We start from the raw sequence: 24,803 nt of genomic DNA, 5'->3' as shown, positions 1-24,803 counted from the left end.
AGCAGCGTACCGAGGGGCCTCTATGGCATGGGTTTATGGTGGGTTAGTGGGAATACAGAATATATCAGGTTGCTTCTGTTGTTTTATTGAAGGGGGAAAGTGTGATAGCGTCTTTCATATGTCAATATGACTGGTCAAAGTAGAAATACAGTCTTTATCGGAGAATTTTCGTGGATTGGAACGTGTTTTTTAGCACTATCAGCCAGACTTCTGGTGCAATTGTCGGTATATTCGCAGCATTTCTCATCACCAAAATCATCTCTAACCAATCGGACTTTTCAAAGTTAAAAAATGAGGCCACACATCATCTTATCGACTCAGAAACAGCAAAAAGCGAGGCAAATTCTCGTAAGTTTGAATGGTATAACTCAATGATAAGACGAGATATTTTAAACGAAATAGAATATTACATATTAAATGAGGAGAAAATGCTAGATGCTAAACAATGCATATCTACTTACAGGTTTTCTCCTTTTGAAAAGCCTGAAGACATAAAAATAGCGATTAAAAACAAGCTGGCTGAAGTTTCAGAAAAATTAGATTCCAATAAAAAGAAAGAAAAAGCCATGATTAAAGCTCTAGGCGGTTTTTCTCCACCAGCTATAAAACCTCACAAACCGATATTCCTTGCCAGCTCGAATGAACACATGAAAAGAGAGAGGGAGCTCATTGATCAACTGATAATTAAAATTGAGCGCCAAGCGAAAAAGAACGAAGCATTATGTGCTGAATTGAAAAGTGGCGTAGATTCAGTGAATCTAGTAACTAGCTCCATAGTAGCTGTATTGATTCTTTTTTTTGTGGGTGTCATCTACCCATTAAGTTTTCTTCCTTGGCAACAAGGAAAGGATATAACTCTTTCATTGTCAGCTTTTTGGGACATACTTTTTTCCCTGCAAGGCTTCATGCTACTTTTGATATCTGTAATATTTTCCGCACTTATGATGGTTTTTTTAGTTATCAACATGAGGCTAAAGCATAGTATTGACGTAATTGATAAGATTACACACTATAGTGACATATCAAATTACTCACCACACTTGGCTAACTATAAGAAAAACAAGGTTGGCTAAATTAACCAACATATAAACCCCGCCACAGCGGGGTTTCTCTTTGATATTAGTCCTCTCCTTATTCATGACCAAACAGGTCAGACTGATGCCGCAGCCGGGTCAGTTGCCGCTGCTCCGCCACCACCGCATAGGTCTGCGGTACCGACAGGCCATGCTTGCGAGCCAGCTGGTCGATATTACGGCCGTTGAATTCATCCCAGATGGCCCTATCCCGCAGCGCAGCCTTGAGATGTTCCCCAGTGGGGATGTAGTAGGCTCGGCCACCCATATAGTGGGCCTGTACCAGTGCCAACTTGCGGGCCTGAGCCTTGGCCAGATCCGGCTCCATTCCCTCTCTGATCAACTCGCAGGCCAACACATCGACCAGCTCACTCAGGGCTTTGGGCCATTTAGCCGTCAATTCAGAGGCCGGGATCTGGTCGAGGCGATCGACCAGTTGCCCCAGCGAAGCGTGATCATCGGCAAAGAGATCCTGATGCTGTTCCATGACTCCCCCGGCAAAACAGAAAAAGCGGTGCGCCGATTAGAACACAGGCCATTTTATGCGCACATTTTTTAGCGCATACTGAGTCCCTCGTTATCAAAGGGAGATTGAGACGAATGAAATGGAATGAACGCTTTAAAGAGTGGCTGCTCGATATGATGGTCATGCTGGATATGGCGCCAGCAGCTTTCTTCCCTGCCTATGCCTGCACTGTGGCTTGCTGCTGATGATCATCCCCGGCTTTTTCCAACCAGACCCGATGCAATTTGCTGAGGGAACTTTGCACTTCCACATTATACCTGCGCAGGTATTTCACATACTCTGGGGGGCGATAGCATTGATCGGAGTAATGATAATGTTCAGTGGTATCAACCTCACTCGCTCTCGTCTAAAAAAGCTCAGAAACCGCCTCTACTGACCTTCCTACTTGCCCCAAGGAGGGGAAATGGCACGACGTTATTATCGACGGAGAAACCAGTCGCTTATTACCGGCACCGCCAGCACTATGCTGATGAGTTCCTGGTGGTGTTCTCTAATGCTGGGCCTGATCGGATATGGGCTTTTCTACTGGCTACTACCCGCATGGATCATCAGCAAGATTCAAGAAATCCCTCAGCTCACAACCGGTTTGGATATCCGTACCATGGCCTTCCAAGCTGTTGCGCGCAGACTACATTGGTCTGAATTCGTTGGAATGGCATTCCTATGGTTAGGTCTCTTGATTGCAGGTATCAAGCTGTTGGCAACGGAACTGGAGCCGAGCCAACACCATTCAGGGCTACTCGGTTTTTTAGCCCGCTTGCTGGCGCGGTGGAGTGACTAGGATTCTGCTGGCCCCTGTTTCGCCCATCAGATAAAATCCTCCTTCAATCAGCAGGTTAATGGGGTAAGCGATGAAGGTATTTCTGAGTTGGTCGGGGGAACGCAGCAGATTGGTGGCCACCTTGCTGGATGAGTGGCTACGTTGCGTATTGCAGGCGATCCGCCCGTGGATTTCGACCAAAGACATTGATCGTGGAGCGCTCTGGTTTAATGAAATTCAAGATCAGCTACAAGATACTACTACCGGAATTATCTGCCTTACCCAAGAAAACAAGGAAAGGCCTTGGATACTTTTTGAGGCGGGTGCCCTGGCCAAGGGACTATCCAATTCTCGAGTTTGTACCCTACTTGTAGATCTCAAACCCAGCGACATCAAAGACCCACTTGCCCAGCTAAATCATACCTTACCCGATCGGGATAATATGTTTGAACTCGTTCGAACTCTCAACAACAGGTTGGAGAATCAAGCACTGGACCCTCGAATTCTGGAAGCAGTGTTCAATACTTATTGGGAACAGTTTGAACAAGGTTTCCTAGCAATTCTGGAGCGAACAGAAAACCCTGAAACTCCTGCTCCACGATCAGATCAAGATCTTTTGAGCGAAATACTGGATATCACTCGGTCCCTAAATAACCGAGTGAACAAAATCGAAAAGATCAATGCATTAAATACGCATATTGCACCACCACCGCCACATGTATCCTCAAAAATGACTGAGTTTCATATGACTGATGCTGACATTCTGTCTTCTTACAAGTCAGGAAAATCAGTTTCAGAAATTTGTGATATGTACAATCTACCGCAGAAAAGAGTTCAAGATGTTTTAACTAAATCTATGTTCAGTAACGCGACGGTACTTTAAGTTTTATTCTGGCAGACCATTTTTTCAGCGCCTCCAGCACTTTGACGGCCAGAGGCGCATCCAGCCAGCCCACCTCGGCAACTCCTACCCCACCGTTTAAACGGGCAGTCATCCGTTGAACCCAGTGGTTTAATGCGGTTTCCGAACCATCCCTGACGATGCCAAGGCGGGCCATCTCGCACCAGATGGCCCTGATCTTGGCAATTTCATTGACCCTAAGATGGCTACCGGCCGCAGGACTCAGCCGTCTGTTGGCCGTATGGCGACCAGGCTTGGGAATAAAGCCCGCCGCCTTGAAGACAGCCAGCACCAGCTCCAGCTCCTGCTCGTCCAACAGGGCGGCGCTACGCTTGCCGGTATGGCTGGCCAGCAAGTCACGGTAACACTCGTCATCGAGCGCCAACGCACGGCGCCCCACCTGTACCAACCGGATCAGTCTGCTGCGTTTATCCATCACCTATCTCCTCCCCGTTCTGCCTTGCTGTCATGGTGCTGCCCGGCCACTCTCAGCTGTTGGTAGTGCTCATTGAGGCACCCCCGACACCAGCTGGAGAGCCCAGAGGCATCGCTCGCCACACCGAAAAACTCGGTATCCCATGGCCAGAACTCGCCACAACGGGGGCAGCGCTGCTCCAGCCCCAGTTCGGTGATGCAGGCCCGACCGCTTTGCAGGCGGCGAGCTAGAATATGGGGGGCCAGCAGGGGGCTATAGATGGCCATAGCGATCCCCGGTTCCGTGTACCCCACCACAATCTCTGGCCGATTTGGCCTGTTGCAGCTCGGCCACCAGTTGCCAGCGCATCTGGCAGGCTTCTCCGGCCAGTGCGTGAAAACCACGGGCGCGCGCCTCTTTATCAAACTGTTTGAGCTGTTTGCACACAGCCCGTTTGTCAGCCGCTACCAGTGCAATGGCTGCGCTGCTGAATATCTTGGTAAGCCGAATATCCATCTCTGTTTTGGTCATCGCCGTGCTCCTTGTATCAAGACGGTGAAGACCTGGGCCCAGATCGTTTGGTTGCTCATCAGTACCCGGCCACCACACCGGATAGACAGGGCGGCATTGCCGCCCCGTTTCGCATCAGGCCATTAATCGAACTGCAGTGGCGTCACCCCTTGATACTCCTCGGCATTGAGGGGGGCTGGCCCCAGCCCCAGCGCCCAGAGCAGGGCGGCCTTGATGCCATCCTCATAGGTGTCGTCGGGGTAGCAGGTGCCCTCGGTTTCGGTGATCTGCTCACAGAGCAGCAGTTGCTCTTCGGCTTTTTCCACGTTGATTTCCATCACGCCTCCTCCCTATACCTTGGCCAGATCCAGGCTCATCTGGATGTAACGCCCGTGAGCGTCACGCTCGTACAGCCGCAGATATTGGCTGGTGCCGGTCACCTGGATGGCATCGACAGCGGCTTGCATGGCTAGCAGCCAATCCGGGTCATCGATATTGAGCTGACGCAGGGAGAGCACCTGATTCACATCGATATGACCGCTCTTAGAGACCCGAAAGGCATGGTCTACCAGGGCGCGGATCTCGCTGCTGGCGCCATCGCTCCAACGCTCAATGCACTGGTCAATCAGCGCTTTGGCGGCCTGGATCCGTTCATCAAATTTGCGGTGCTCCCCCACTGCCCGAATCAGCTTGTAACGACCATCAAAACTGAGCAGGGTCACGTTGCCCTTGGTACCGCCCCACGCCACCCCGTACTGCTCGGCGGAGAGATCCACAAAGTCGGCGATCTGTTGCATGGCGCCAATCTTGAAGGCGGCCAGCTGTGCGCGTTGCTCGCGAGCTGCCGCGATAATGGCCAGCACCACTTCGTCGCGCAGCTTGTCTGCCGGGGCGATCAGGTTTTCCGGTACCCAGTGTCCCTGGGCGTTCTGGCGCATCGGGGTGGTACTGCTGGTTTGTGCTTCTTGCATGGGCTTCTCCTTAATGGATCTTGTTGCTGCCGGGCACCGGAGGGCACATCACGGCGCTGTACTGCTCTGCTGTCGCGCTCGCCAGCTCCTCCTGGTGGGCCGCGCTGCAGAATTCGAGGAACTTGGGTAACTGGCGCAGCACCACCCGCGCCAGCGCCTCGTCTTCTATCTCAAGCTGGATCTTGCTCATCTCATCCCCCTTGCCAGTTTCAGGATTCTTGGCGCCAGTGGAGCAGGCAGCCGCCAAAACGCACCAGGGCAACTTCACGCACCACGCCCGCAAGACATTCACGGCTCAACACGGCGCGCGCCTGCATCTCTTTGGGCAGTGGCCCGGTAACCGCCAGCAGCGGGGTATGGCAAACCCGACTGGTGCGAACGTCATATCCCTTGGCCGTCAGCCAGTGGCTGAGTTGCTCGGCGGTCTTTTGCAAATTGCTGTGCAGATGCTTTTTCATCCCGTTCTCCTTGTGATCTCGTCACCGGGCCCACCGCGAAAGAGCCCCACCAACCCTTATTTGCCTTCTTGCTTGTCGAGCAGCCGGTTGTATTTGATGGCCATGATTTTCAGCTCTTCGGCCAGCAGCTCACTTAGGATGCGCAGGCTGCTGCTGGCATTGTCGCCATCGCTTTTAGCCTGACGGCGCAATCTGGAGAGGGTGGCCTCGGCGTCATAGCGAGCCGTTTTCTGCGCCCCTTTGCCCTGCTCTACCGATAACCGCATTGGGCGGCGCAGTTGCTGCGCCTCGGTCAGCTGGCTATGGGGGCAACCGCTGCGGCATGCCTTCCAGAGCTTGATATCCATCGGACTGCTGCCCACTTCGCTCGGGCCACGGCGTTGGTGAGCGAGACACTGATGCGCCGGGATATCCCCCAGGATGGGGCACCTCACCTTGTTGCCCATCAGTGCCCCCTCCACCAGGGTCTGTACCCTTGCCATATCACCGGGATACTTTTCGTTGCAGACCTGGCTGATGGTGGTGCGAGAGAGCCCGAGCTTCTCGGCTACCTGGGCCAGCGAACTGGCCGCCACTTCGGCCTGCAACACCTCAAGCCACGTTTCCATGTGCCTCCTCCTCCCGTTGGAACGGGTATAACTGCTGCTGGTTTTGATCCCAGCAACCATGGTCACGACACAGCGGGGCATAACGGCCTGTATCCCTGACCAGCTGATAACGTCCTGTCAGGCCGTGTCTGGCAGGTACAGGCAGCAAACTGTCAACTTTGAACAGCACCTTGACGTAACCGGCTTTCACCAACCTATCGGTGTAAAACCAGGCTTGTTTCTGACCCGTCTCTGCCGTCAACATCAGGTCTGTCAGGGTGAAGAAGCGGCTGATCTTCATGGTGTTCCACATTTTCTGTTGATTGGTTTTGCGCTTGTTCCGGCATTTAGGCCGCTTCTGGCCACTGCTTTTGCCAATCGGTGGCACGTATTGGGCGCTAACCACTTTGAAATAGGCCGGGCGGGATACCACGCCGTCCGGGTGTTTAATGAGGTGGCCAGCGGCCAACCAGTCACGCACGACCTTGTAGATATGTGCCTCCGACATTCCCGTCACGGCGATCACGTCCTTGATCAGAAACGTCTCTTGCTGGCACATCCATTCCCAGGCTTGCAACGTCATTAGCGTTGCTTTTGTATCAACCACTGGAATCCCTCCCGTGCTTTGTTTTTATTGGCTGTAGCCTGACGGCTAGCGGCTGCGACGCACGTCATGGAGCAGCTCGCTGGCGTCAACGTCCTCCAGCCGGATAATCCGGGCATCAGAGGCCATCGCCATTTTTTCAATCTTGTCGAGGGCCGAGACGATGGTGCGCACCACGCCGTTGGAACGCTTGCGGATCAGATCCAGCAGTGCATCGTCGATCTCCACATCCACCTCCAGCATTTCGCTGGCAATCAGGGACACGTCATCGAGATCGGCCGGTTTGAATTCGATCCACTGGGAGATGCGGTTAAACAGCTGCTTGCGCTGGCTGATGCGGCGGGCAATCTCTTCCATCCCGACCAGGATCAAGGGTTGTTCGGTGGCATCGTAGATATCGCGCAGGGTCTCCATGATGCGGGCATTGCCGACCACGTAATCGGCCTCGTCCACGAAGATGGCCAGCTCTTCGGCGCGCACAGATTCGATGATGCTATCGACCTGAGCGCGCAGGTTGTGGCGCTGGGGAATGCCGATTTCTTTGGCTATCTGCTCCAGCAGGCTGGTCACCGTGTCGGCCTTGTAGCAGCGGACATAGATGCCGTTCACTTCGTCCTGGTTGAACAGCCATTCCACGGCGGTGGTCTTGCCAAAGCCGGAGGGGCCGTGGATCAGGCCAATGCCCGGCACGATGCTGGAGCGGTTGAGCAAGTTGTCGAGCAGCTGCTCGGTCTTGATCATGTTTTTGACTTCAACGATCTTGTGTTTCATAGTGGGTTTGTCCTTTGTTTTTGGGCCTTTTCGGGCTACTCGCTAACCTTTGCCTGGGTGCGGCGGGTAGCCCGAACTTCATCCAGATGGCGGTTAATGCGTTTTGCCATCAGCTTGTGGCTGTAGAGGTATCGGGTCAGCCACTCCTTCTCCCGCTCTGTCAGCGGGGTATCCAGCTCCCGCTCTGCCAGATAGATGGCTTGCTCGTACTCGGTCTTGAGTGCTCTCGATTCCTGCCCTGCGGTAGCTTGCGCCCGCAGCGCTTTCGCTTCTCGTCTGGCTTCTATGGCGGCCAGCTCTGCCGCATTGAAACGGGCGGGTTCAGCGGGTGTTGAGACCCCGGTGAGCGCGGCCAATGCCGGGTTATCGAGGGTGAGATCACGACGGCTGAACGCTTCAATACCCTTGGCCTGGTCGACGAAGTGGCGCACCACATCCTGATGGAGCTGGTCGATGCCAAAGGTTTTGGCAAGGTTGCGCATCTCGCGGCGAAAACTGGCCAACGCCTTGGCATCGGCTTTTTTGGCCGCCCGGAAGGCATCGGGGCTGATGCCATTGCCCAGCAGGTCGATGTTGATGGCCTCGATCCGCTCGTTCCAATCGCCAGTGCGGTACAAGATGGCGCGGCCCACATCGCACGGATCGAGAAAGACGCTGACCCGCTGGCTCTTCCAGTTGTGCTCCAACAGTTCGGGGGCGCTGTATTTGAGACCACCGGCCTTGATAAAACCTTTGGAGACGGTCGCCTCACCGATATGGTTGAGCAGCAGATCCAGCGCAGCTTCATCGGGAATGGCGCGGCGCTGGTAACGAGCCAGCTGGTACTTTTCATTGGGACTGACCCCGAGGGCACTGTGCTTGCGGTTGTGGTAACGGGCATCGAGCCAGTTATCGAGCAGGGTTTGCAGTTCGGCGGCCGTCATGGCCAGCTCGTAAATCTCTTTTTGTGCATCCGGTTTGCGCTTCTCCTCCAGCCGCTGGGCAAAGCTCTTGCGCGCCTCGATCACCTGACGGTCTGCCACGCAGTGGCCGATATAGGAGGGCAACAGCTCGATCAGGCCGTGGCTCAAGGTGCGGAAAAAGCGCTCGATATGGGGTTTCTCCCACCCTGAATAGGCGTTGGAGCGGCTGACGTTCATACCAAGCAGAGTGCAGATGGACATGACCCGCTGGCTCACGTAATCAGAGCCGTTATCAGTGCGCATCACGCCGTTATCGTTGAGCGTGCCCCAGGCCAGCAGGGTCTTGCGCAGCAACAGGCAGATCCCCTCGCTCGATGAGCTCTTGGCTACAAGCAGACGGACGCGGCGGGTATACACATCGATCACCGCGATGATGCTGTGACGACCATCCACCAGCATCGCATCGACCGGAGTGCTATCGAACTCCCAGACGTCGTTGGGCTGGGCCATCCAGGGGTACATCTCCTCGATCGCGCTGCGGTATTTGTTGTTGTAGGCATCCGGGTTGGTGGTATAGGCAAACGCCACCTTGTTCTCTGCCAACCATTTCACCATCCAGCGACGCAAGGAGGATTGGCTGGGGATCTGCCATCCCAGCTGATTCATTTCGCTGTATTGGCTGGCCAGTTCGTGCAGTGCCCCCCACTTGTTGGCCAAATGGGGCTTGGTGGTGACCAAGGCGGTGAGAAACTGGGCCAGATCCGGGCTCTGTTCGACGGTTGATGGCCGCTCCCGCTGATAGTTGCCAGCCAGGGCTGCGGGGCCTTCATCCGCCAGCGCACTTTGCCAGCGGCGCAGGGTGATCAGACTGAATGGCTTTTGCCTTTCATAAACGCTGACAGGCAGGGCGAGAGTGCGGGCACGGTATGCCTCGATAAAGGCACGGCGACCCACCTCCCCTTGCTGGCAAGCGTAATAGGGGGCCAGGAAGATATCGGCAGCCTGCAGGATGAGCAGTCTGGCATCGACCTTCTGGCGAGGCCCCTCCCCCAATGTCAGCAATTTGCGGCCTGCCTCCGGTTTGACCGGCACCTCACGCGCCAGCAACTTGGCCATGGCCTTGCCACCCGCTGCATGGTCGGTCACTGCATGGCCTTGTGCGGCCACCGCTTGTTCTGCCAGGTAACGACGGGTTTCAATCGGCAGTGAGCCAATGTGGTATTCAGCCCCTTTGCCTTTCTCGCGCTTGCGGCTTTGCCACTCTTCACGCTCGGCCTTTTTGCGCACACCATCGGGGTAAGCGGGCATGCCGACCAATCCGGCCAGCGCCTGGGCGGTGTACCAGGTGCTCATTGGTCACCTCCCAGAAGATCGATCCCCAGCGACTCGGACAGCAGGGCCATGATGGCGCGGCTTTCCCGACGCTTGGGGCTAATCCCTCTGGCCGGAGCATAGTGTTTGATGCAACGCTGTACGGCTCGGGGGTGCAACCCTTTAGCGCGGGCCCAAGCAGCTTGGGAATATCCGCATTTTATGAGCTCAGCCCTGATCCACTCTGGTGTTTTCCCTGACATACTCACCCCGTTTCGGTATCATCAAGTGTCGCAGTGCGTATCTTTGTCATTCATAAAAGAATGATTTTATGTCGCAATGCGTCATATATGAATGATTGATCACCCCAAAAAGATTGACAAGTCTTTTTGTGCGGAATTTTTTGTCTATCGACTCACCAGCATCAGCTACTAGCCGAGAATTCCTTGTATGTCAGAGCGTTATGAAGAAAAACCACAAGCAGTACAAAAAGACGGTGAGGTATCTTTTCTGACGGCGGGAATGGATACTTTGAGTGACCGTCTGGATGAGCTGCGCGGGAGCTTGAGCTACAAGGCATTTGCCGAACTGGTGGGGATGAGTGAGTCGGGGATGCGCAAATACTTCCCCCCGTTTAATTCACTACCCACCATCGACAAGGCGCTGCGCATCGCGCGGACGTTCAATGTGAACCTGGAGTGGCTGGCCACCGGTCTGGGCCCGAAACACCCCGATGGAACGGCCGAGCAGATGGTGCAACGTGAGGAGTTTGATGAGGAGTACGCGCTGATTGATGGCTACCATGTCACCGTCAGTACCGGCCATGGTGCGTTTAATGATGATCATGAGGTTAAACGCAAGCTGGCCTTTCGCCGCAAGTGGCTCACGTTTCGCAAGTTAAACCCGGATAACCTGGTGGTGGTCTTCGCCAAAGGCGACAGCATGGAGCCCACCATCCACTCTGGTGACTCTATCCTGGTCGATATCAGCAAAAATCAGATCGAAGACGGATCCATCTTCGTGCTGCGCCTGGGGGAAGAGCTCTACGCCAAGCGCCTGCAGAAAAACTTCGATGGCGGGATCACCATCATCAGCGACAACCGCGATGATTACCCCCTGCAGGTCGTTCCAGCCAACCAGCTGGAGAACCTGGCCGTGATCGGCAAGGTAGTCTGGGCCGGGCACGACTTTTTTTAACTATAACTATCTGATTTTGTGATACCCCGCAGCTGATATTATCTGGCCAGTGATTGTTTAAATGGCTCTAGGCAGCAATCACTACATTTTTCATTTTCAGTGCATCGACTCGCTGCCTGACTCTAAAGTTTTCATTTTGCGGTTAAACGGCTTGGTTTAACCGCATCACGCCACAAGCCCCGCCATTCCTGAGTTTGTCCCGCCATCTCCCACTTGTTTTCACCAGCTCCCGGTTTTTCATTCTTGGTGATGGGTTACACAAACAGCATCAGCGGCACCGAGATCTGGCCGAGCAGAGAGGCGCTGGTCACCAGGTATTCGGGCAGCGGAATGTGCAGATTGGCCACCAGCAGGCCCGCCAGGGCGGCCCACAGCACAGGGCTTTTCAGCCAGAGCCAGCGGGAGGTGTTGGCCGAGAGGATGAACATGCCCACCGAGAAGTGAAGCAGGTTGGAGAGCACGAAGAGGATGATGATGGCACCCAGCTGCTGCTCGCCAAAGGCCAGCACCATCAGCGGAATGCCGAGGTTGCCGGTGTTGCGAAACATGGCGGGCAGGATCAGGGCCGGTCGGCTGATGCTGCTAAGCCTGAGCAGGGAGAGCAGCAACCCCGGCAGCAGGATCACCAGGGCCCCCGCCGCGATGAGCGAGAGGTGGGCCATCAGATCCAGCGGATATTTGACCAGCGCCGAGAACACCAGCGCCGGGGTAAACAGCTCGATATTGGCCCGGTTGACGTAACCCAGCGCGCCGCCCGGACGCAACCGGCCGTAGAGGGCGCCGAGCCCCACCACCGCAAACACCGGAATGACGATATTGAGCAGCGCGCTGAACATGGGCGAGTCCTTTACAGTTCGCGGGCGGGGGTTCCCATCAGCAGCAAAGGATCCAGGGTCACTTCCTGGCGGCCGTTGCTCACCCAGAGCTGGCCATCGGAGATGGTGCAGGTGAGCTGCATGGTGCGCTCCACCATCTCGGTCAGCGGCAGGGTCTGGCTGTCGGAGAGCTCAATCACGGTGAGGTTGTCGTGCAGGCCGAGTTTGCCCTGGTTCTGCTTCCACCAGACGCTGGTGCCACGGCCGCCGTAGAGGTAGAGCACCACATGACGGGAGCGGTTGCACGCCTTCTTGAGACGGCGCTCGTCAGGCTGACCGAGTTCGATCCAGAGTTCAATCTCGTCGGAATAGTTCTTGCGCCAGAGTTCCGGCTCGTCATCGGCAGAGAGGCCCTTGGTGAACTCCAGCCGCTCGGCGGCATGCCAGGCGAAGGCGGCCAGCCGGATCATCATCCGCTCGTCGGTCTCGGAGGGGTGACGGGCCAGGGTGAGAGAGAAGTCCTGATACAGATTGCGATCCATGTCGGACAGGCTGAGCTGAGCCTTGAATACGGTTGCCTTGAGAGCCATAGAAAACCTTGAATACCTTGGGAAGCGGGCCGAAACGAAAAACTGCGCGCCAGTGTAATCAAAATCGGCGGCCGGTTCGACCTCAAGCAGCACACATTTGGCCCCTGGAGCGCAGATAACTGCCTGCCAAGGCTCAAAAAACAAATGCCAGTCCGAAGACTGGCATTTGGCGGTATGAACGAAAGAAGCGGATCACTTCTCGGCGGACTTGACCCCGAAGGCATTGAGCAGCAGGCAGCAGGTCACTGCCACCGCCACAAACCCGCTCAGGAAGATAAAGGGCATGGCCCCGTATCCCAATACAGTCCAGATGGTTTGTTCAAGCAGACTCATTATGTGTCCTTCATCCAGTGAAATGGGTGTCCCTTTCGTGACGGGGTTATCCCCCCGTTCCTGATGATGCTATTTGACCCCAACCAGCGCCTGAGTCCTATGCCACCAAAGTAATAAATAGGGGGCTAGTTTGAGTTGGATCAACAATTTATCCCTTGCCGAGGAAAAATATGGACGGGATTCAACCAGTTGTCAGCCTACTGCCCCCGCATTTTCCATCTCGGCGCCAAAAAGAAGGAGGCGACCCCGGGGTCGCCTCCTTGTCGGTTGGCCAGTTGCCGCGAGCGGCGCATCCTCAATAGAAGCGCTGCTGCTCCGCCGCCATCGCCTTGAGGCGATCGCAAGGGGCGAAGCGGTCGCCATGGCGCTTCTGGTAGTGCTCAAGGCGCCCCACCAGGTGCTCGATGCCGAGGCTGTCCATGTAGCGGAACGGGCCGCCCAGGAACGGCGGGAAGCCGATGCCGAAGATGGCGCCGATGTCGCCGTCGCGAGCCGAGGCCACCACGCCGCTGTCCAGCGCCATGGCCGCTTCGTTGAGCATCATCAGCACGCAGCGCTCGGCCAGCTCCGCCTTGGCCAGCTTGGCCTGGGGCGAGATGCCGAGCACGCCGTAGACGCTCTCGTCCACTGTCTTCTTGCCCTCTTTGCCGGTGAGCTTGCTGCGCGGGGCCGCCTTGCCGTAGAGGTAGAAGCCCTTGCCGTTCTTGCGCCCCTTGCGATCGTTTTGCAGCAGCTTGTCAAAAGCGGCCGGGGCCTGGAACTGCTCGCCCCCCAGCTCTTTTTCGAGGATCGGGGAGATCTTGGCACCCACGTCGATGCCCACCTCGTCCAGCAAGGTGATGGGGCCCACCGGGAAGCCGAAATCGAGCAGGGCGCCGTCCAGCACCTCCACCGGTTCCCCTTCCAGCACCAGGCGCGCCGCCTCGTTCATGTAGGGGGCCAGGATGCGGTTGACATAGAAGCCCGCCTCGTCCTTGACCACGATGGGGGTCTTGCCCTGAGCACGAGCAAACGCCAGAGTGGTGGCGACCGTCTCGGCACTGGTGCCGGCGTGGGGGATGATCTCCGCCAGCGGCATCTTGTCCACCGGGCTGAAGTAGTGCAGCCCCACCACCCGCTCCGGGTGCGCCGCCGCCGAGGCGATCTGGTGGATCGGCAGAGATGAGGTGTTGGAGGCAAACACGGTGTGCTCGCCGCACTCGCGCTCCACGTCCTTCACCATCTGGTGCTTGAGGGAAAGATCTTCGAACACTGCTTCCACCACCATGTCGACCCGGTGGAAACCGGAGTAGTCGAGGGCGCCGGTGAGCAGGCTCATCTGCTTCTCAAGCTCGCTGCGCAGCAGTTGGCGACGCTTGAGCTTCTTGGCCAGAATGTCGTAGCTGTAGCGCATGGCATTGCCGATGCCGCTGCTGGCCACGTCCTTGATCCGCACCGGCACGCCCGCCTTGGTGGCGGTGACGAAGGCGATGCCGCCCCCCATCAGACCACCGCCCAGCACGGCGGCATGACCCACCTTGCGCGGTTCGGCCCCCTGATAGGTGACCTCCTTCTTCATCTCGGTGGTGGCAAAGAAGATGGAGCGCAGAGCGGCGGATTCGCTGGTCATCACCAGCTCGCCAAAGTGGCGGGATTCGGCGGCAAGACCGGCCTGCATCCCCTCTTCCACCCCGATGCGCACCACTTCCAGGATCAGATCCGGGGCCGGGTAGTTGCCGCGGGTCTTCGCCTTCACCCCTTTGCGGGCCTGATCGAACAGCACCTTGCGGCCCAGCTTGTTGGTTTCCAGCAGTTTGCCCTGCAGATCCCGCTTCAGCTCGTGACGGGGCTTGCCCTTCTTGGCCAACTTGATGGCGGCGTCCAGCAGGATGGAGGGCGGCACCACGTCGTCCACCAGCCCCAGTTTCTTGGCCTGCTTGGCCCGTACCTGCTTGCCGGTCAGCATCAGATCGAGCGCCTTGGCCACCCCGATGAGGCGCGGCAGACGCTGGGTCCCGCCGGAGCCCGGCAGCAAGCCCAGTTGCACCTCGGGCAGGCCGAGCACCGTCTTGCCGTGATCGGTGACCACCCGGCCATGGCAGGCCAGTGCCAGCTCCAGCCCACCGCCGAGGCAGGGGCCGTGAATGGCGGCGATCACCGGAATGGGCAGCGACTCGATCTCGGCGAAGATCACCTGCCCTTCCCGCGACAGCGTCTCGGCATCCTTGGCGCTGCTACAGGCCGCCAGCATGCTGATGTCGGCGCCGGCGATGAAGGAGTCCTTCTTGCCAGAGACCACCACCAGGCCGATCAGCTCTTTATTGGCTTTCACCTCGGCCAGCACCGCGCGGATCTCCTCCACGAAGGCGGCCTTGAGGGTATTCATGCTCTCGCCCGGCACATCCATGGTGAGAATGCCGATGCCATCCTGGCGCACTGCCAGGGAAAAAGTCTTCTCGCTCATCACTCTACCTCCAACACCATGGCCACGCCGAGACCACCCGCCGCACAGGCGGTGTTAAGCCCCAATCCCCCACCCCGGCGCCGCAGCTCATGCAGGGTCTGGGTGATCATGCGCGCACCGGTCGCGGCAAAGGGGTGACCAAAGGCCAGCGAGCCACCGAGGACGTTGAATTTGTCCATGTCCACCTCGCCGATGGCCTGATCGCGACCCAGCTTGCTCTGGGCAAATTCTTTGCTGGCAAACATCTTGAGGTTGGCCAGGGTCTGGGCGGCAAAAGCCTCGTGCATGTCGATCAGGGTCAGGTCGGCCAGCGTGATGCCGGCGCGATCCAGCGCCAGCGGGGTGGCGTAGGAGGGGCCCATCAGCATGTCCTGCCACACGTCGATGGCAGAAAATGCGAAACTGCGGATATAGCCGAGCGGCTCGAGGCCCAGCTCGCGGGCCCGCCCTTCGCGCATCAGCAGCACGGCGGCGGCGCCGTCGGTGAGCGGGGTGGCGTTGGCAGCGGTAACGGAGCCGTGTACCCGGTCAAACACCGGCTTGAGCTTGGCGTAGCTCGCCAGATCCGAGCTTTCGCGGATGTTGTTGTCTCGCTCCAGCGGCGCCTTGTAGGGAGGCACGTGGGCGGTAAACACCTCGCCACTGAGTTTGCCATCGGCCCAGGCCTGCGCGGCCAGGGTGTGGGAGCGGTGCGCCAGCGCATCTTGCGCCTCGCGGCTGATCTGGTGGCTCTTGGCCATCTGCTCGGCGGTCTGCCCCATGGAGAGGCCGGTGGAGTACTCGGCCACGGCGGGCGGCACCGGCAGCAGATCCTTGACCCGCAACTGACGCAGGATATTGAAACGCTGCTGCAGATTGCGCGCCTTGTTGAGATCCACCAGGGCGCGGGCCAGCTTCTTGCTCACCCCGATGGGCAGCACGGAGGAGGAGTCGGCGCCGCCGGCGATGGCGATGTCCACCGTGCCGGCCATGATGGATTCGGTGACGTTGGCGACGGCCTGGAAACTGGTGGCGCAGGCGCGCGACACGCTATAGGCATCGGTGCTGACGCTCATGCCGGTGCCGAGCACGATCTCGCGGGCAATGTTGGGGGCTTCCGGCATCTGTACCACCTGGCCGAACACCAGCTGGTCGATGAGCTTGGGATCGAGATCGGTGCGAGCGAGCATCTCGCTCACCACCAGCTTGCCCAGATCCACCGCAGGCACGCCGTGAAAGGCGGTGGCCTGCTTGGCAAAGGGAGTGCGCAAACCCGCCACGACGGCAATCCGTTCGCCCTGGCGAGTCGTCAGTTTCAATGGCTCTTTCATCCTGGCTCCTTGGTTAAACGAGAAGACTAAAGGGAGAGGTCTGACCTCATTGCGCCACATCTTAACAATCCACTCACAAATTTCATACGGCTGATTGAAACTAAATTGCCGCCATCTAGGCCCCCTCCCTCGCCCTTGTGCGCCAACTGGAGTATAAAAAGATCAACTTCTATGAAAACAACGGGTTTATTGCATGGCAGCGGCCGAGTTCAGAGCGCTTGGGGACTATCTGGGTAGTCAAATTCTGGGACAGGGCCCCCTCATCGAGGGGCTGCTGATCGCCCTGTTATGTGAAGGACATGTGTTGATCGAGGGGGCCCCCGGTCTTGCCAAGACCCGGGCCGTCAAGGCGCTGGCCGGCGCGGTGGAGGGGCGCTTTGCCCGCATCCAGTTCACCCCAGACCTGCTGCCCGCCGATCTCACCGGCAGCGAGGTGTTTCATCCCCAGGATGCCAGCTTCGTGTTTCAGCCCGGCCCTCTCTTCAACCACCTGGTGCTGGCAGACGAGATCAACCGGGCGCCGGCCAAGGTGCAGTCCGCCCTCTTGGAGGCGATGGCCGAGCATCAGATCACCGTGGGCAAGAAGAGCTGGCGCCTGCCGCCCCTCTTTATGGTGGCCGCCACGCAAAACCCCATAGAACAGGAAGGGACCTATCCCCTGCCGGAGGCCCAGCTCGATCGCTTCTTGCTCAAGCTGCTGGTGGACTACCCGAGCCCCGCCATGGAGCTGGCCATCCTCCAGCTCAACGCCCGCGGCGACACCCTGCCGACGCCACCGCTCACCCTGAGCCAGGCCGATCTGCTGGCGGCCCGCAGCGCGGTGCAGGCCGTGCAGATGCAGGGGCGCCTCGAGCACTATCTGGTGCAGCTGGTCTGTGCCACCCGGCCGGGCAGCGGCCTGTGTCCGGAACTCGAACCCCTGGTCGCGGTGGGCGCCAGCCCCAGGGCCAGCATAGGTCTGGCCAGAGCGGCTCGCGCCAGGGCCTGGCTGGCCGGACGGGATTTCGTGCTGCCCGAAGACATTCAGCAACTGGCGCCGGCCGTGCTGCGCCATCGCCTCATTCCCAGTTATCAGGCGCTGGCGGACAACCTCGACAACGAGGCGCTCATCACCCTGCTGCTGGATGCGATCCCATGCCCCTGAGCCCGCTCGTTTCCTCTGTGCGGGCCCTGTTGCCATGACACACGCCGTCAATCCCCTCGCCCATCCCGATATCACCCTGACGCTTGCCAGGCTGCTGGCGATCAGGCTGTGGGCCCGGCAAGGGCCGCGTTCGCGCATTCAACCGGTGGCGCAAGGGCGGCTTGGCCGCATGCCGGGGCTCACCTTTCGCGAGCTGCGCGCCTATCAGGCCGGCGACGAGGTGCGCCACATCGACTGGCGGGTGACCGCCCGCCTTGGTCGCCCCTATACCCGACTCTACAGCGAAGAGCAGGATCAGGCCCACTGGCTGCTGCTCGATCTCTCTCCGGCCATGTACTTTGGCTCTTGCCACCAGCTCAAGGCGCGTCTGGGCTGCGAGCTGGCCGCCGCCCTGCTCTGGCAAGGGGAAAAGCAGGCCAATACTCTGATCTGCCACGGCGTGGAGCCGCATCTTCAACACCAGCGCGGCCCCCTGGTGCCCTTGCTGGAGGCCCTCTGCCACCACTACCGGCTGGGGTTGGCGCGCACGCCGCCCCCCCACGCCCTGGCCCATACCCTGGCCCGGCTTAACCTGCCCCACGGCGCCAGACTGACTCTCATCACCGATCACAGCCCCCTCGACGAGGCGCTCTGCCGCCAGTTGCAACTGCTCGGCCGGCGCCACGACCTGCATTGCTGGCAAATTCGGGATCCGCTGGAGGCAGTCCTGCCCGCCCAGGGGCGCCTGGCGGTGCGCGCCGGCCAGCAGAGCGGCTGGCTCGAGGCCGGCGAACCGGGGTTCGCCTGGCGCTATCAAGAAGCTGCCGAACAGCTGGCCCGCCAGAGCCATCAGCAACTGCTGCCGCTGGTGCAGCGCCTCTACCGGCTCGACAACGGCCAGCCGCTGCAACGCCAGTGGCAGGAGGGGGCATGCCGCCAATTCTGAGCTGGCTCGCCAGCGCCGTGCCAGGCAGCAGCGTCCCCACTTCCTCGCTGGCGGCCCAGCTGCGCGACATTCACCCCGGCCCCCCGCTGCAGCTGGCCTCTGATCCCCGCCTGCTGGGCTGGTGGTGGCTACTGATCGCCCTGCTGGTCGGCGCCATGATCATCCTCGGCGTGCAGAGCCTGCTGCGTTATCGCCGCTGGCGGCGGCAGCTCGACTGGCAGGCCCCCGATCTGGTGCCCCAACTGCAAGATGTATTGCGCGAGGCCGTGCTGCCCCGTTGGCCCGAGGCGGCCGTACTGCAAGGAGAACCTTGGCTCGTCTTTCTTGATTCTCTGGGGCTCGATGCTCTGGGGAACAGCCGCTTTCGCGAGCTGGCCCCGCATTGGTCTGCCTGGCTCTACGGTGGTCAAATCCCGGATGCGCAGCAGCGCCAGACGCTGCGCCGGGCCTACCTCGCCTGGGGACGTCACTGCATCTGCCCGCCAGCCTGGTTGCTGGACCTGCGCACCCGCTGGCAGCGGGGGCGAACTCGCACCAGGGATGCGCACGCCGGGAGACGGCCATGATCCTCGCCTGGCCCTGGTTTGCCCTGGCGCTGGTGTTGCCGCTGCTGGTGCGCTTTGGTCTGCCGCCCCGCCACCGCAGCGCACATGATCCTGGCGTATTGACCCATGCCGGCTTTCCCCTGCTGCGCCCCCATGCCGGCCAGCCCCTGTGGCGAATGGCGCTGTGCTGGTGCGCCCTGGTGCTGGCGCTCTGCCGCCCCCAGTGGCAGGAGCCGCCTCAGGTGAGCTATCAGAGCAGCCGGGATCTCATCCTGGCGGTGGATCTTTCCGACAGCATGCGCACCCAGGACATGCTGGATCAAGGGGAGCAAAAAGACCGGCTCAGCGCGGTGCGCCAGCAGATAGACAGGCTCATCGCCGCCCGCCCCGGCGATCGCATCGCCCTCATCGTGTTCGCCGATCACGCCTATCTGCTCTCGCCCCTGACCCAGGAGACCGACGCCCTGCTCGGCCTGACCCGCGAGCTCGATTTCGAGCTGGTGGGACGCACCACCGCCCTCGGCGAGGCCATCCTGCTTGCTCGCCAGCACAAGGCCCCCGAACGCTCTACCGCCCTGTTGCTGGTCACCGACGGACGCAATACCGCCGGCAGCGCCGATCCCCTGCGCGAGGCCAAACAGGCCGCCGCCGCAGGTATTCGCCTCTATACCCTGGGCGTGGGCGCCGATCCGGATACCTTTGCCGAGGCGATGGCCCCCGCGCAGGCCCCGGCCCAGAGCGACCCCAGCGCCGAGCTGGACGAAGCCCTCTTGCAGCAGCTGGCCGAGGTGGGCCATGGCCGTTACTTTCGGGCGCGCACCCAGGGGGATCTCGAGGCCATCAATCAGGCGCTGGATACTCTGGAGCCCGTCGCCACCGCGCAGACCCGCTATCGTCCCAACCAGGAGCTCTACCCCTGGCCGCTGGCGCTGGCCTGGCTGCTGCTGAGCTGGCCCGCCCGGTTGCGCTGGCCGGCGCGGCTGAGCAGCAAAGCCACTGTGCCTGACAGCCCGTCCCGAGGCGCCCCATGATGGAGCTCACCCTGCTGCGCCCGCTCTGGTTGCTGGCCCTGCTGCCCTGGCTATGGCAGGGATGGCGCCGTCGTCGCCAGGCGCCGCTGCTGGCCCCCGCCATGCAGGCCTATCTGCTGCCGGGGCAGCGGCGCCACTTTCCCTGGCTCTGGCTGGCCTGCCTGCCGCTGATCCTGGCCTTGAGCGGCCCGGCGCTGCGCCAGCAGAGCCAGAGCATTCCGAGCCCGGCCCTCGACATCTGGCTGCTGGATCTCTCCCGCTCCATGCTGGCCACCGATCTGCTGCCGGACCGGGCCACCCGGGTGCGGGTGTTGCTGCAGGATCTGCTGGCTGACCGAGCGCAGCAGGAAGCGGCCCATCCCATCGCCCTCATCCTGTTTGCCGGGGATGCCTACCTTGCCATGCCATCGACCCGGGATCACCAGGCCCTCGCCCTGCTGCTGCCCGACCTGCGCCCGGCCATCATGCCAAGGCAAGGCAGCGCGCCCGAGCGCGCGGTGGCGCTGGCGCTCAAGCAGATCCCCGCCGGCCAGCAGGCCCGCTTGCTGTTGATCACCGATGACCTGACCGCCCGTCAGGCTGAGCGGATCAAGGCGGTGTGGCCCTGCCAGGGCAGCCTCTTTTGCCACGCCCAGGTGCAAGCGCGCCTCGACGTCTTGCTGGTCAACAGCGGCCAGGCCAGTCGCCTGCCCGCCACCATGGGCGGTGGCTTCGGCCGTACCCTGCCGGCCCCCGACGTGGCCACCCTGCAACAGCTGGCCGGCGATCTCGGCGGTCAACTGCAGTGGCTGCAACAGGGGGCGCCACGCTTTGCCCCCCTGCCCATGAGCCAGAGCACAGGCACGCACCAGGCCATGGATCTCGGCCCCTGGCTGCTGCTGCCCCTGCTGCCGCTGGCGCTGCTGGCCCGTATCGGCACCCTCTGGCTGGTGCTGGTGGGGGCGCTGCTGCTCGCCCCCCCCTCCCTGCAAGCCAGCCCGGCGCCAACGGCGATGCCGCCTGCTGCCCATGACAATCAGGCCTGGCAGGCCTTCTCGCAGAAGCGCTATCAGGAGGCCGCCCGCACCTTTGCGGATCCCGTCTGGCAGGGCAATGCCTGGTATCGGGTTGGCGACTACGCCAAGGCGGCCGCCGCCTATGGCCGGGCCAGCACGGCCACTGCCCACTACAACCGGGGCAATGCCCTGGTGCAGCTCGGTCAGCTGGCGGCCGCCGAGCAGGCCTATCTGGCGGCGCTGGCACTGGAACCCAGCCATCAGGATGCGCGCTACAACCTGACCTTGCTGCGCGCCCAGCCGCCCGAGGCAACCCCACAGGCGCAGGATCCCAAGCCCATCGATGCCCCCGAGCAGGCCGCTACCCCGGACGCTCCTCTGCCTCCGTCACCTCCCGTCCTGCTGCTGGAGCAGCGGCTGCGCAAGGAAGACCAGCGCAGGCGCGAGCAGGAGGCCGACCGTGGCCTCGCCCCTGGCAACCTGAAAGGAGAGGATCCCTGGTGAGCCGCCTCTTCACTCGTTGCCATACCCTGTGCCTGTTGCTGCTCTGGCTGATGACGGCGCAGGTTTTTGCCGCCCCGCCCCGGGCCGAGCTGCTGCCAGGGGCCGATCGCCGCGACTGGTTGCTGATCATCGAAGCGGACGGCGAGCGCCAGAGCAGTGAGCTTGCCATCACCCCTCTGCTGCGCCAGTTTGCGGTGGGCAAGGTGACCATGAGCCGGATCAGCGCCCCGCAGCAGAGCCTGACCCGGTGGCAGATCCCCCTGCACCTGCTGGATACCAGCCCGCAGCAGGTGCCGGCCCTGCCACTGGGGGCGGAGCAGACTCCATCCATCCCCTTTCCGCCACGCAGCGAAGCCGGCAACCTGGCGCCAACGCCTGCCATCTCCCCCATCGAACTGCAGGCCCGGGTGCTGCAACAGGGGCCGCTCTACCCCGGCCAGCCGTTTGTCTATCAGCTCAGCCTCTGGCTGCCGGCCAACATGGAGGCTCCCAACCTCACCGAGCCGGCCAGCGATGCCTTCACCATTCGCCGCCTCGGCAACGATCAGTGGCAGCCACCGGCAAGCCCCGGTCTGCCCGGCCGCCTGACCCGCAGCTGGCTGCTGCAGGCCAAAGAAGCGGGGCGCCATCCACTGGAATCCCCCCGCTTTCAGGGGCGCCTGCCGCAAGATGACGGTGGCAGTGACCCGCTCTCGGCCCGGGCGGCCACCCTGTTCGTGCAGATCGACGAGCCCCCGCTGCAACCGGTGGCGAGCCAGCTCACCCTGGGTCAGCGGCTGGATCCCCCGACGGCGGCCAGAGCGGGTGAGCCGGTGATCCGTACCCTGACCCTCACCCTGGAGGGGGGTGATGGCAACCGCCTCAATCTGGCACGCCTGCTCGGCTCATCCGGCCTGCCCGCCGGCATCAGGGCCAGGCCAGATGGGGAGCAGCAGCAGGAGCGCTATCTCGCCAAGGGGACGCTGCGCTTCGAGCGCGAGTGGCGCCAGGCCTTGACCGTGGACGAACCCGGTGACTACCTGCTGCCCGCCATCGAGCTGGCCTGGTTCAACACCCAGCGCGGGCGCATCGAATACGCTCGGCTGCCCGCCACGCCCCTGCACATCGCAGCAAGCACGCAGTCGCCGCCGGCGCAGGATGGGCCGAACGACGAGAGCCTGCTGTGGGTCATCTGGGCTCTGCTGCTGCGCGCCTGCTGGCGCCACGGGCCGCGCTGGCACGCCTTCTATCGCCTGCAACAGGCGCTGTGTCGGGCAGATGCCGAGCAGATCCGGGCCCGCTTGCTGGCGTGGGCCCGCCTGCGCTGGTCACTGCCCCATCCCCGCCTCGATACCCTGCCCTGTCGTCGCGATCCCGCCCTGGTGCCCCACTTTGCCGCCCTGGAGCGCGCGTGTTTTGCCGCCGCTTCCCCTGCTGAGAGCCACCCGCAAACCTGGGCGGACTTTGCCAGCGCCCTATGCGGCCACGAAACTTTTGCGATAGCCTATGGCCTCAGGCAACTGGCCAGGATCGGTTGATCCCGGCCTTCATTCAAATAAGGAAGCCCAGCGATGGCTTTAGGTTTTTTCAGAAAAAAAGGTGCCACGGTCGGAAAGGATCCCACGGCCTCCCCGGTCTATGGAGGCATGGCAGACAAACAAACCAAATACGAAGCCTTGGTACATGCCCTGCACGGGGACATCTACCGTTACGCCTACTGGCTGTGCCGGGATCCGCAAGTGGCGGAAGATCTGGTGCAGGAGACCTTTCTGCGCGCCTGGAAGAGCATCGACTCCCTGCTCGACGACAAGGCCGCCAAGGCCTGGCTCATCACCATACTGCGGCGGGAAAATGCACGCCGGTTCGAGCGCAAGCAGTTTGACCTCGTCGATCTCGACGAGCATCCCCAGAGCGATCAGGAGGCACTGCACAGCGAGCAGGAGATGGAGAACGAGTGGCTCAGACGCCACATCGCCCGCCTGCCGGCCGAATATCAGGAACCCCTGCTGCTGCAGGTGCTGGGGGGCTTTAGCGGCGACGAGATCGCCGCGCAGCTGGGGCTCAACAAGAACACCGTCATGACTCGCCTGTTTCGGGCCCGCAACCAGATAAAAGAGGCCATGGAGTCAACGACCCAACAGAGAGGACACACCAATGGATGAGCTGGAATTTCGCCGTCGGGCCATAGCCCATCCACAGGAGCAGGATCCCGCGTTTCTCGAGCAGGCCCAGCGCTCCCCCGCCAACCGCAAGCATCTGGACGAGATGAAGCAGCTCGATCGCAGCCTGCAGCAAGCCATGGAGGTCGAGGTGCCGGCCGGGCTGGCCGAGCGCATCCTGCTCAGACAGGCGCTGGAAGCCGATCAGCCGCAGGTGGTTCCCCTGCCGGTGCGCCCGCGCAGCAACTGGCGTGCGCTGGCCATGGCGGCCTCGGTCGCCTTCCTGCTCGGCATGAGCACTCGCTGGCTGAGCTGGCCGCTGGCCGCTCCCGACGAGCTCTCGCTGGCCCAGGTCGCCATGGCCCACGTCTATGGCGAGGAGCCCTTCATCAAGGATGTGGACGAGCAGGTGAGCCTGCGCACCATCAACGCCAAGATGGAGAAATATGGCGCGACCTTGATGGGCATGCAGGGGCTGAAGATCACCTATGTCAACCACTGCTCCTTCTATCAGGGGCCGGCGCTGCACATGGTATTGCAGGGCAAGATGGGCCCGGTCACCCTGTTCTTGGTACCCAAGCATGTGCCACTCACCCTGCAGCCCACCTTTGAAGATGGCCAGCTCAAGGGCGAGATCCTGCAACTCAAGGGGGCCAACATGGTGCTGATCGGTGAGATGGAAGAGCCGCTGGCGCCGGTGGCAGAGCAGCTGGAATCCCGGCTGCACTGGTCGATTTAACAGGCATTAACCCAATCTTGACTCGCCTCGAACCGGGTCAAGCCAACGGGCAGACCAATCAGGTTGGCTGCCCGTTTATCTCCTTTCCCGTCACGATTCTCCCCTATTCGCCACTCATTCCCTGCAAATACCCAAAAATATTTTTGTGATGCAGATCGCCGTATGTGAGTGTTTTTCATCCAATTAATGGTAAAAGAGACTATTTAAGCGGCGAATTCAAACAAATGATTAACACTCTGGAAACTTTTATGTATTCTGCTGTCACTGGTCTGATTTCTTACCTCCTACCAGATCCATAGAATCAC

General features: G+C 60.4%; 28 protein-coding genes, 1 other RNA gene and 1 pseudogene. 12 read left to right on the top strand and 18 right to left on the bottom strand.

Annotation, left to right across the window (positions count from 1 at the left end):
- Positions 1–170: 170 nt before the first annotated feature.
- Positions 171–1,073, top strand: coding sequence for a hypothetical protein (locus QLG02_RS05490; protein WP_282464714.1), 903 nt, complete (start codon positions 171–173; stop codon positions 1,071–1,073).
- Between the two features lie 58 nt (positions 1,074–1,131).
- On the opposite strand, the gene QLG02_RS05485 is transcribed toward QLG02_RS05490, so the two are convergent.
- A complete protein-coding gene (locus tag QLG02_RS05485) occupies positions 1,132–1,560 on the bottom strand; it encodes a Mor transcription activator family protein (RefSeq protein ID WP_244776710.1) in 429 nt (142 codons plus the stop codon).
- Positions 1,561–2,002: 442 nt separating this feature from the next.
- Between QLG02_RS05485 and QLG02_RS05480 the strand changes: the two genes are divergently transcribed.
- Together QLG02_RS05480 and QLG02_RS05475 are read left to right on the top strand one after the other, a co-directional pair.
- Entirely contained in the window at positions 2,003–2,380 is a 378-nt protein-coding gene (locus tag QLG02_RS05480) for a hypothetical protein (protein WP_244776708.1), read from the top strand.
- A gap of 70 nt (positions 2,381–2,450) precedes the next feature.
- Complete coding sequence (locus tag QLG02_RS05475) at positions 2,451–3,242, top strand: toll/interleukin-1 receptor domain-containing protein (protein ID WP_282464713.1); 792 nt, start codon at positions 2,451–2,453, stop codon at positions 3,240–3,242.
- On the opposite strand, the gene QLG02_RS05470 is transcribed toward QLG02_RS05475, so the two are convergent.
- The 12 genes from QLG02_RS05470 to QLG02_RS05415 all read right to left on the bottom strand — a co-directional run bounded on the left by QLG02_RS05470 (position 3,220) and on the right by QLG02_RS05415 (position 9,831).
- The gene (locus tag QLG02_RS05470) at positions 3,220–3,696 is read right to left on the bottom strand and encodes a regulatory protein GemA (RefSeq protein ID WP_282464712.1); all 477 of its coding nucleotides are present in this window, start codon (positions 3,694–3,696) and stop codon (positions 3,220–3,222) included. The two genes, QLG02_RS05475 and QLG02_RS05470, sit on opposite strands and share 23 nt — an antisense overlap.
- Positions 3,696–3,962, bottom strand: coding sequence for a hypothetical protein (locus tag QLG02_RS05465; protein ID WP_245096735.1), 267 nt, complete (start codon positions 3,960–3,962; stop codon positions 3,696–3,698). The genes QLG02_RS05470 and QLG02_RS05465 overlap by 1 nt, the downstream gene beginning before the upstream one ends.
- Positions 3,949–4,206 (bottom strand): hypothetical protein, encoded by a 258-nt coding sequence (locus QLG02_RS05460; RefSeq protein ID WP_282464711.1) that lies wholly within the window; start codon positions 4,204–4,206, stop codon positions 3,949–3,951. The genes QLG02_RS05465 and QLG02_RS05460 overlap by 14 nt, the downstream gene beginning before the upstream one ends.
- Before the next feature lie 45 nt (positions 4,207–4,251).
- Positions 4,252–4,321, bottom strand: an RNA gene (locus QLG02_RS05455) — hammerhead ribozyme type II.
- 7 nt (positions 4,322–4,328) lie between these two features.
- Positions 4,329–4,523: a hypothetical protein gene (locus tag QLG02_RS05450; RefSeq protein ID WP_068982151.1), complete on the bottom strand. Its 195-nt coding sequence runs from the start codon at positions 4,521–4,523 to the stop codon at positions 4,329–4,331.
- 12 nt (positions 4,524–4,535) lie between these two features.
- Entirely contained in the window at positions 4,536–5,156 is a 621-nt protein-coding gene (locus tag QLG02_RS05445; protein ID WP_041217407.1) for a DUF3164 family protein, read from the bottom strand.
- Between the two features lie 10 nt (positions 5,157–5,166).
- On the bottom strand, positions 5,167–5,346 hold the full coding sequence (locus QLG02_RS05440) for a hypothetical protein (protein WP_282464710.1): 180 nt from the start codon (positions 5,344–5,346) through the stop codon (positions 5,167–5,169).
- A gap of 19 nt (positions 5,347–5,365) precedes the next feature.
- Entirely contained in the window at positions 5,366–5,614 is a 249-nt protein-coding gene (locus QLG02_RS05435) for a hypothetical protein (RefSeq protein ID WP_005353401.1), read from the bottom strand.
- Between the two features lie 56 nt (positions 5,615–5,670).
- The gene (locus QLG02_RS05430) at positions 5,671–6,222 is read right to left on the bottom strand and encodes a transcriptional regulator (protein WP_005353402.1); all 552 of its coding nucleotides are present in this window, start codon (positions 6,220–6,222) and stop codon (positions 5,671–5,673) included.
- Positions 6,206–6,784 carry a hypothetical protein gene (locus QLG02_RS05425; RefSeq protein ID WP_060389271.1) on the bottom strand — a complete coding sequence of 193 codons (579 nt, stop codon included), beginning with the start codon at positions 6,782–6,784 and terminating at the stop codon, positions 6,206–6,208. The genes QLG02_RS05430 and QLG02_RS05425 overlap by 17 nt, the downstream gene beginning before the upstream one ends.
- A gap of 69 nt (positions 6,785–6,853) precedes the next feature.
- Complete coding sequence (locus tag QLG02_RS05420; protein ID WP_029300291.1) at positions 6,854–7,576, bottom strand: ATP-binding protein; 723 nt, start codon at positions 7,574–7,576, stop codon at positions 6,854–6,856.
- Between the two features lie 35 nt (positions 7,577–7,611).
- Positions 7,612–9,831, bottom strand: a complete 2,220-nt coding sequence (locus QLG02_RS05415) for a DNA-binding protein (RefSeq protein WP_215782969.1) — start codon at positions 9,829–9,831, stop codon at positions 7,612–7,614.
- Positions 9,832–10,239: 408 nt separating this feature from the next.
- On the opposite strand from QLG02_RS05415, the gene QLG02_RS05410 reads away from it, so the two are divergent.
- A complete protein-coding gene (locus tag QLG02_RS05410) occupies positions 10,240–10,986 on the top strand; it encodes a helix-turn-helix transcriptional regulator (RefSeq protein WP_282464709.1) in 747 nt (248 codons plus the stop codon).
- Between the two features lie 260 nt (positions 10,987–11,246).
- Here QLG02_RS05410 and QLG02_RS05405 read toward each other — a convergent pair.
- The 5 genes and pseudogenes from QLG02_RS05405 to fadI all read right to left on the bottom strand — a co-directional run.
- A pseudogene (locus tag QLG02_RS05405) lies at positions 11,247–11,822 on the bottom strand (AEC family transporter); the annotation flags it as partial.
- Between the two features lie 11 nt (positions 11,823–11,833).
- On the bottom strand, positions 11,834–12,391 hold the full coding sequence (locus tag QLG02_RS05400) for a YaeQ family protein (protein WP_282464708.1): 558 nt from the start codon (positions 12,389–12,391) through the stop codon (positions 11,834–11,836).
- Between the two features lie 192 nt (positions 12,392–12,583).
- Positions 12,584–12,724, bottom strand: a complete 141-nt coding sequence (locus QLG02_RS05395; RefSeq protein ID WP_005301193.1) for a TIGR02808 family protein — start codon at positions 12,722–12,724, stop codon at positions 12,584–12,586.
- Positions 12,725–13,019: 295 nt separating this feature from the next.
- Positions 13,020–15,167 (bottom strand): fatty acid oxidation complex subunit alpha FadJ, encoded by a 2,148-nt coding sequence (gene fadJ / locus QLG02_RS05390; protein WP_282464707.1) that lies wholly within the window; start codon positions 15,165–15,167, stop codon positions 13,020–13,022.
- A complete protein-coding gene (gene fadI, locus QLG02_RS05385) occupies positions 15,167–16,477 on the bottom strand; it encodes an acetyl-CoA C-acyltransferase FadI (RefSeq protein WP_024945337.1) in 1,311 nt (436 codons plus the stop codon). The genes fadJ and fadI overlap by 1 nt, the downstream gene beginning before the upstream one ends.
- A 193-nt stretch (positions 16,478–16,670) precedes the next feature.
- Here fadI and QLG02_RS05380 point away from each other — a divergent pair, with 193 nt between their 5' ends.
- The 8 genes from QLG02_RS05380 to QLG02_RS05345 are packed head-to-tail and all read left to right on the top strand — an operon-like array spanning position 16,671 to position 24,498.
- A complete protein-coding gene (locus tag QLG02_RS05380) occupies positions 16,671–17,621 on the top strand; it encodes an AAA family ATPase (RefSeq protein WP_029302946.1) in 951 nt (316 codons plus the stop codon).
- 34 nt (positions 17,622–17,655) lie between these two features.
- Positions 17,656–18,546, top strand: a complete 891-nt coding sequence (locus tag QLG02_RS05375) for a DUF58 domain-containing protein (protein ID WP_282464706.1) — start codon at positions 17,656–17,658, stop codon at positions 18,544–18,546.
- Positions 18,531–19,112 carry a DUF4381 domain-containing protein gene (locus tag QLG02_RS05370; protein WP_282464705.1) on the top strand — a complete coding sequence of 194 codons (582 nt, stop codon included), beginning with the start codon at positions 18,531–18,533 and terminating at the stop codon, positions 19,110–19,112. Before QLG02_RS05375 ends, QLG02_RS05370 begins: the two co-directional genes overlap by 16 nt.
- The gene (locus QLG02_RS05365) at positions 19,109–20,122 is read left to right on the top strand and encodes a VWA domain-containing protein (RefSeq protein WP_282464704.1); all 1,014 of its coding nucleotides are present in this window, start codon (positions 19,109–19,111) and stop codon (positions 20,120–20,122) included. Before QLG02_RS05370 ends, QLG02_RS05365 begins: the two co-directional genes overlap by 4 nt.
- Positions 20,122–21,621, top strand: coding sequence for a tetratricopeptide repeat protein (locus tag QLG02_RS05360; protein WP_282464735.1), 1,500 nt, complete (start codon positions 20,122–20,124; stop codon positions 21,619–21,621). The genes QLG02_RS05365 and QLG02_RS05360 overlap by 1 nt, the downstream gene beginning before the upstream one ends.
- Positions 21,618–23,138 carry a hypothetical protein gene (locus tag QLG02_RS05355; protein ID WP_282464703.1) on the top strand — a complete coding sequence of 507 codons (1,521 nt, stop codon included), beginning with the start codon at positions 21,618–21,620 and terminating at the stop codon, positions 23,136–23,138. The genes QLG02_RS05360 and QLG02_RS05355 overlap by 4 nt, the downstream gene beginning before the upstream one ends.
- Before the next feature lie 33 nt (positions 23,139–23,171).
- Positions 23,172–23,762: a sigma-70 family RNA polymerase sigma factor gene (locus tag QLG02_RS05350; protein WP_080722146.1), complete on the top strand. Its 591-nt coding sequence runs from the start codon at positions 23,172–23,174 to the stop codon at positions 23,760–23,762.
- Positions 23,755–24,498, top strand: coding sequence for a DUF3379 domain-containing protein (locus QLG02_RS05345; RefSeq protein WP_282464702.1), 744 nt, complete (start codon positions 23,755–23,757; stop codon positions 24,496–24,498). The genes QLG02_RS05350 and QLG02_RS05345 overlap by 8 nt, the downstream gene beginning before the upstream one ends.
- Positions 24,499–24,803: the final 305 nt, after the last annotated feature.

Source organism: Aeromonas sp. V90_14, from assembly GCF_029967615.1.
Lineage (GTDB): Bacteria > Pseudomonadota > Gammaproteobacteria > Enterobacterales > Aeromonadaceae > Aeromonas > Aeromonas hydrophila.
This window is presented reverse-complemented; position numbering and strand designations above follow the sequence as displayed.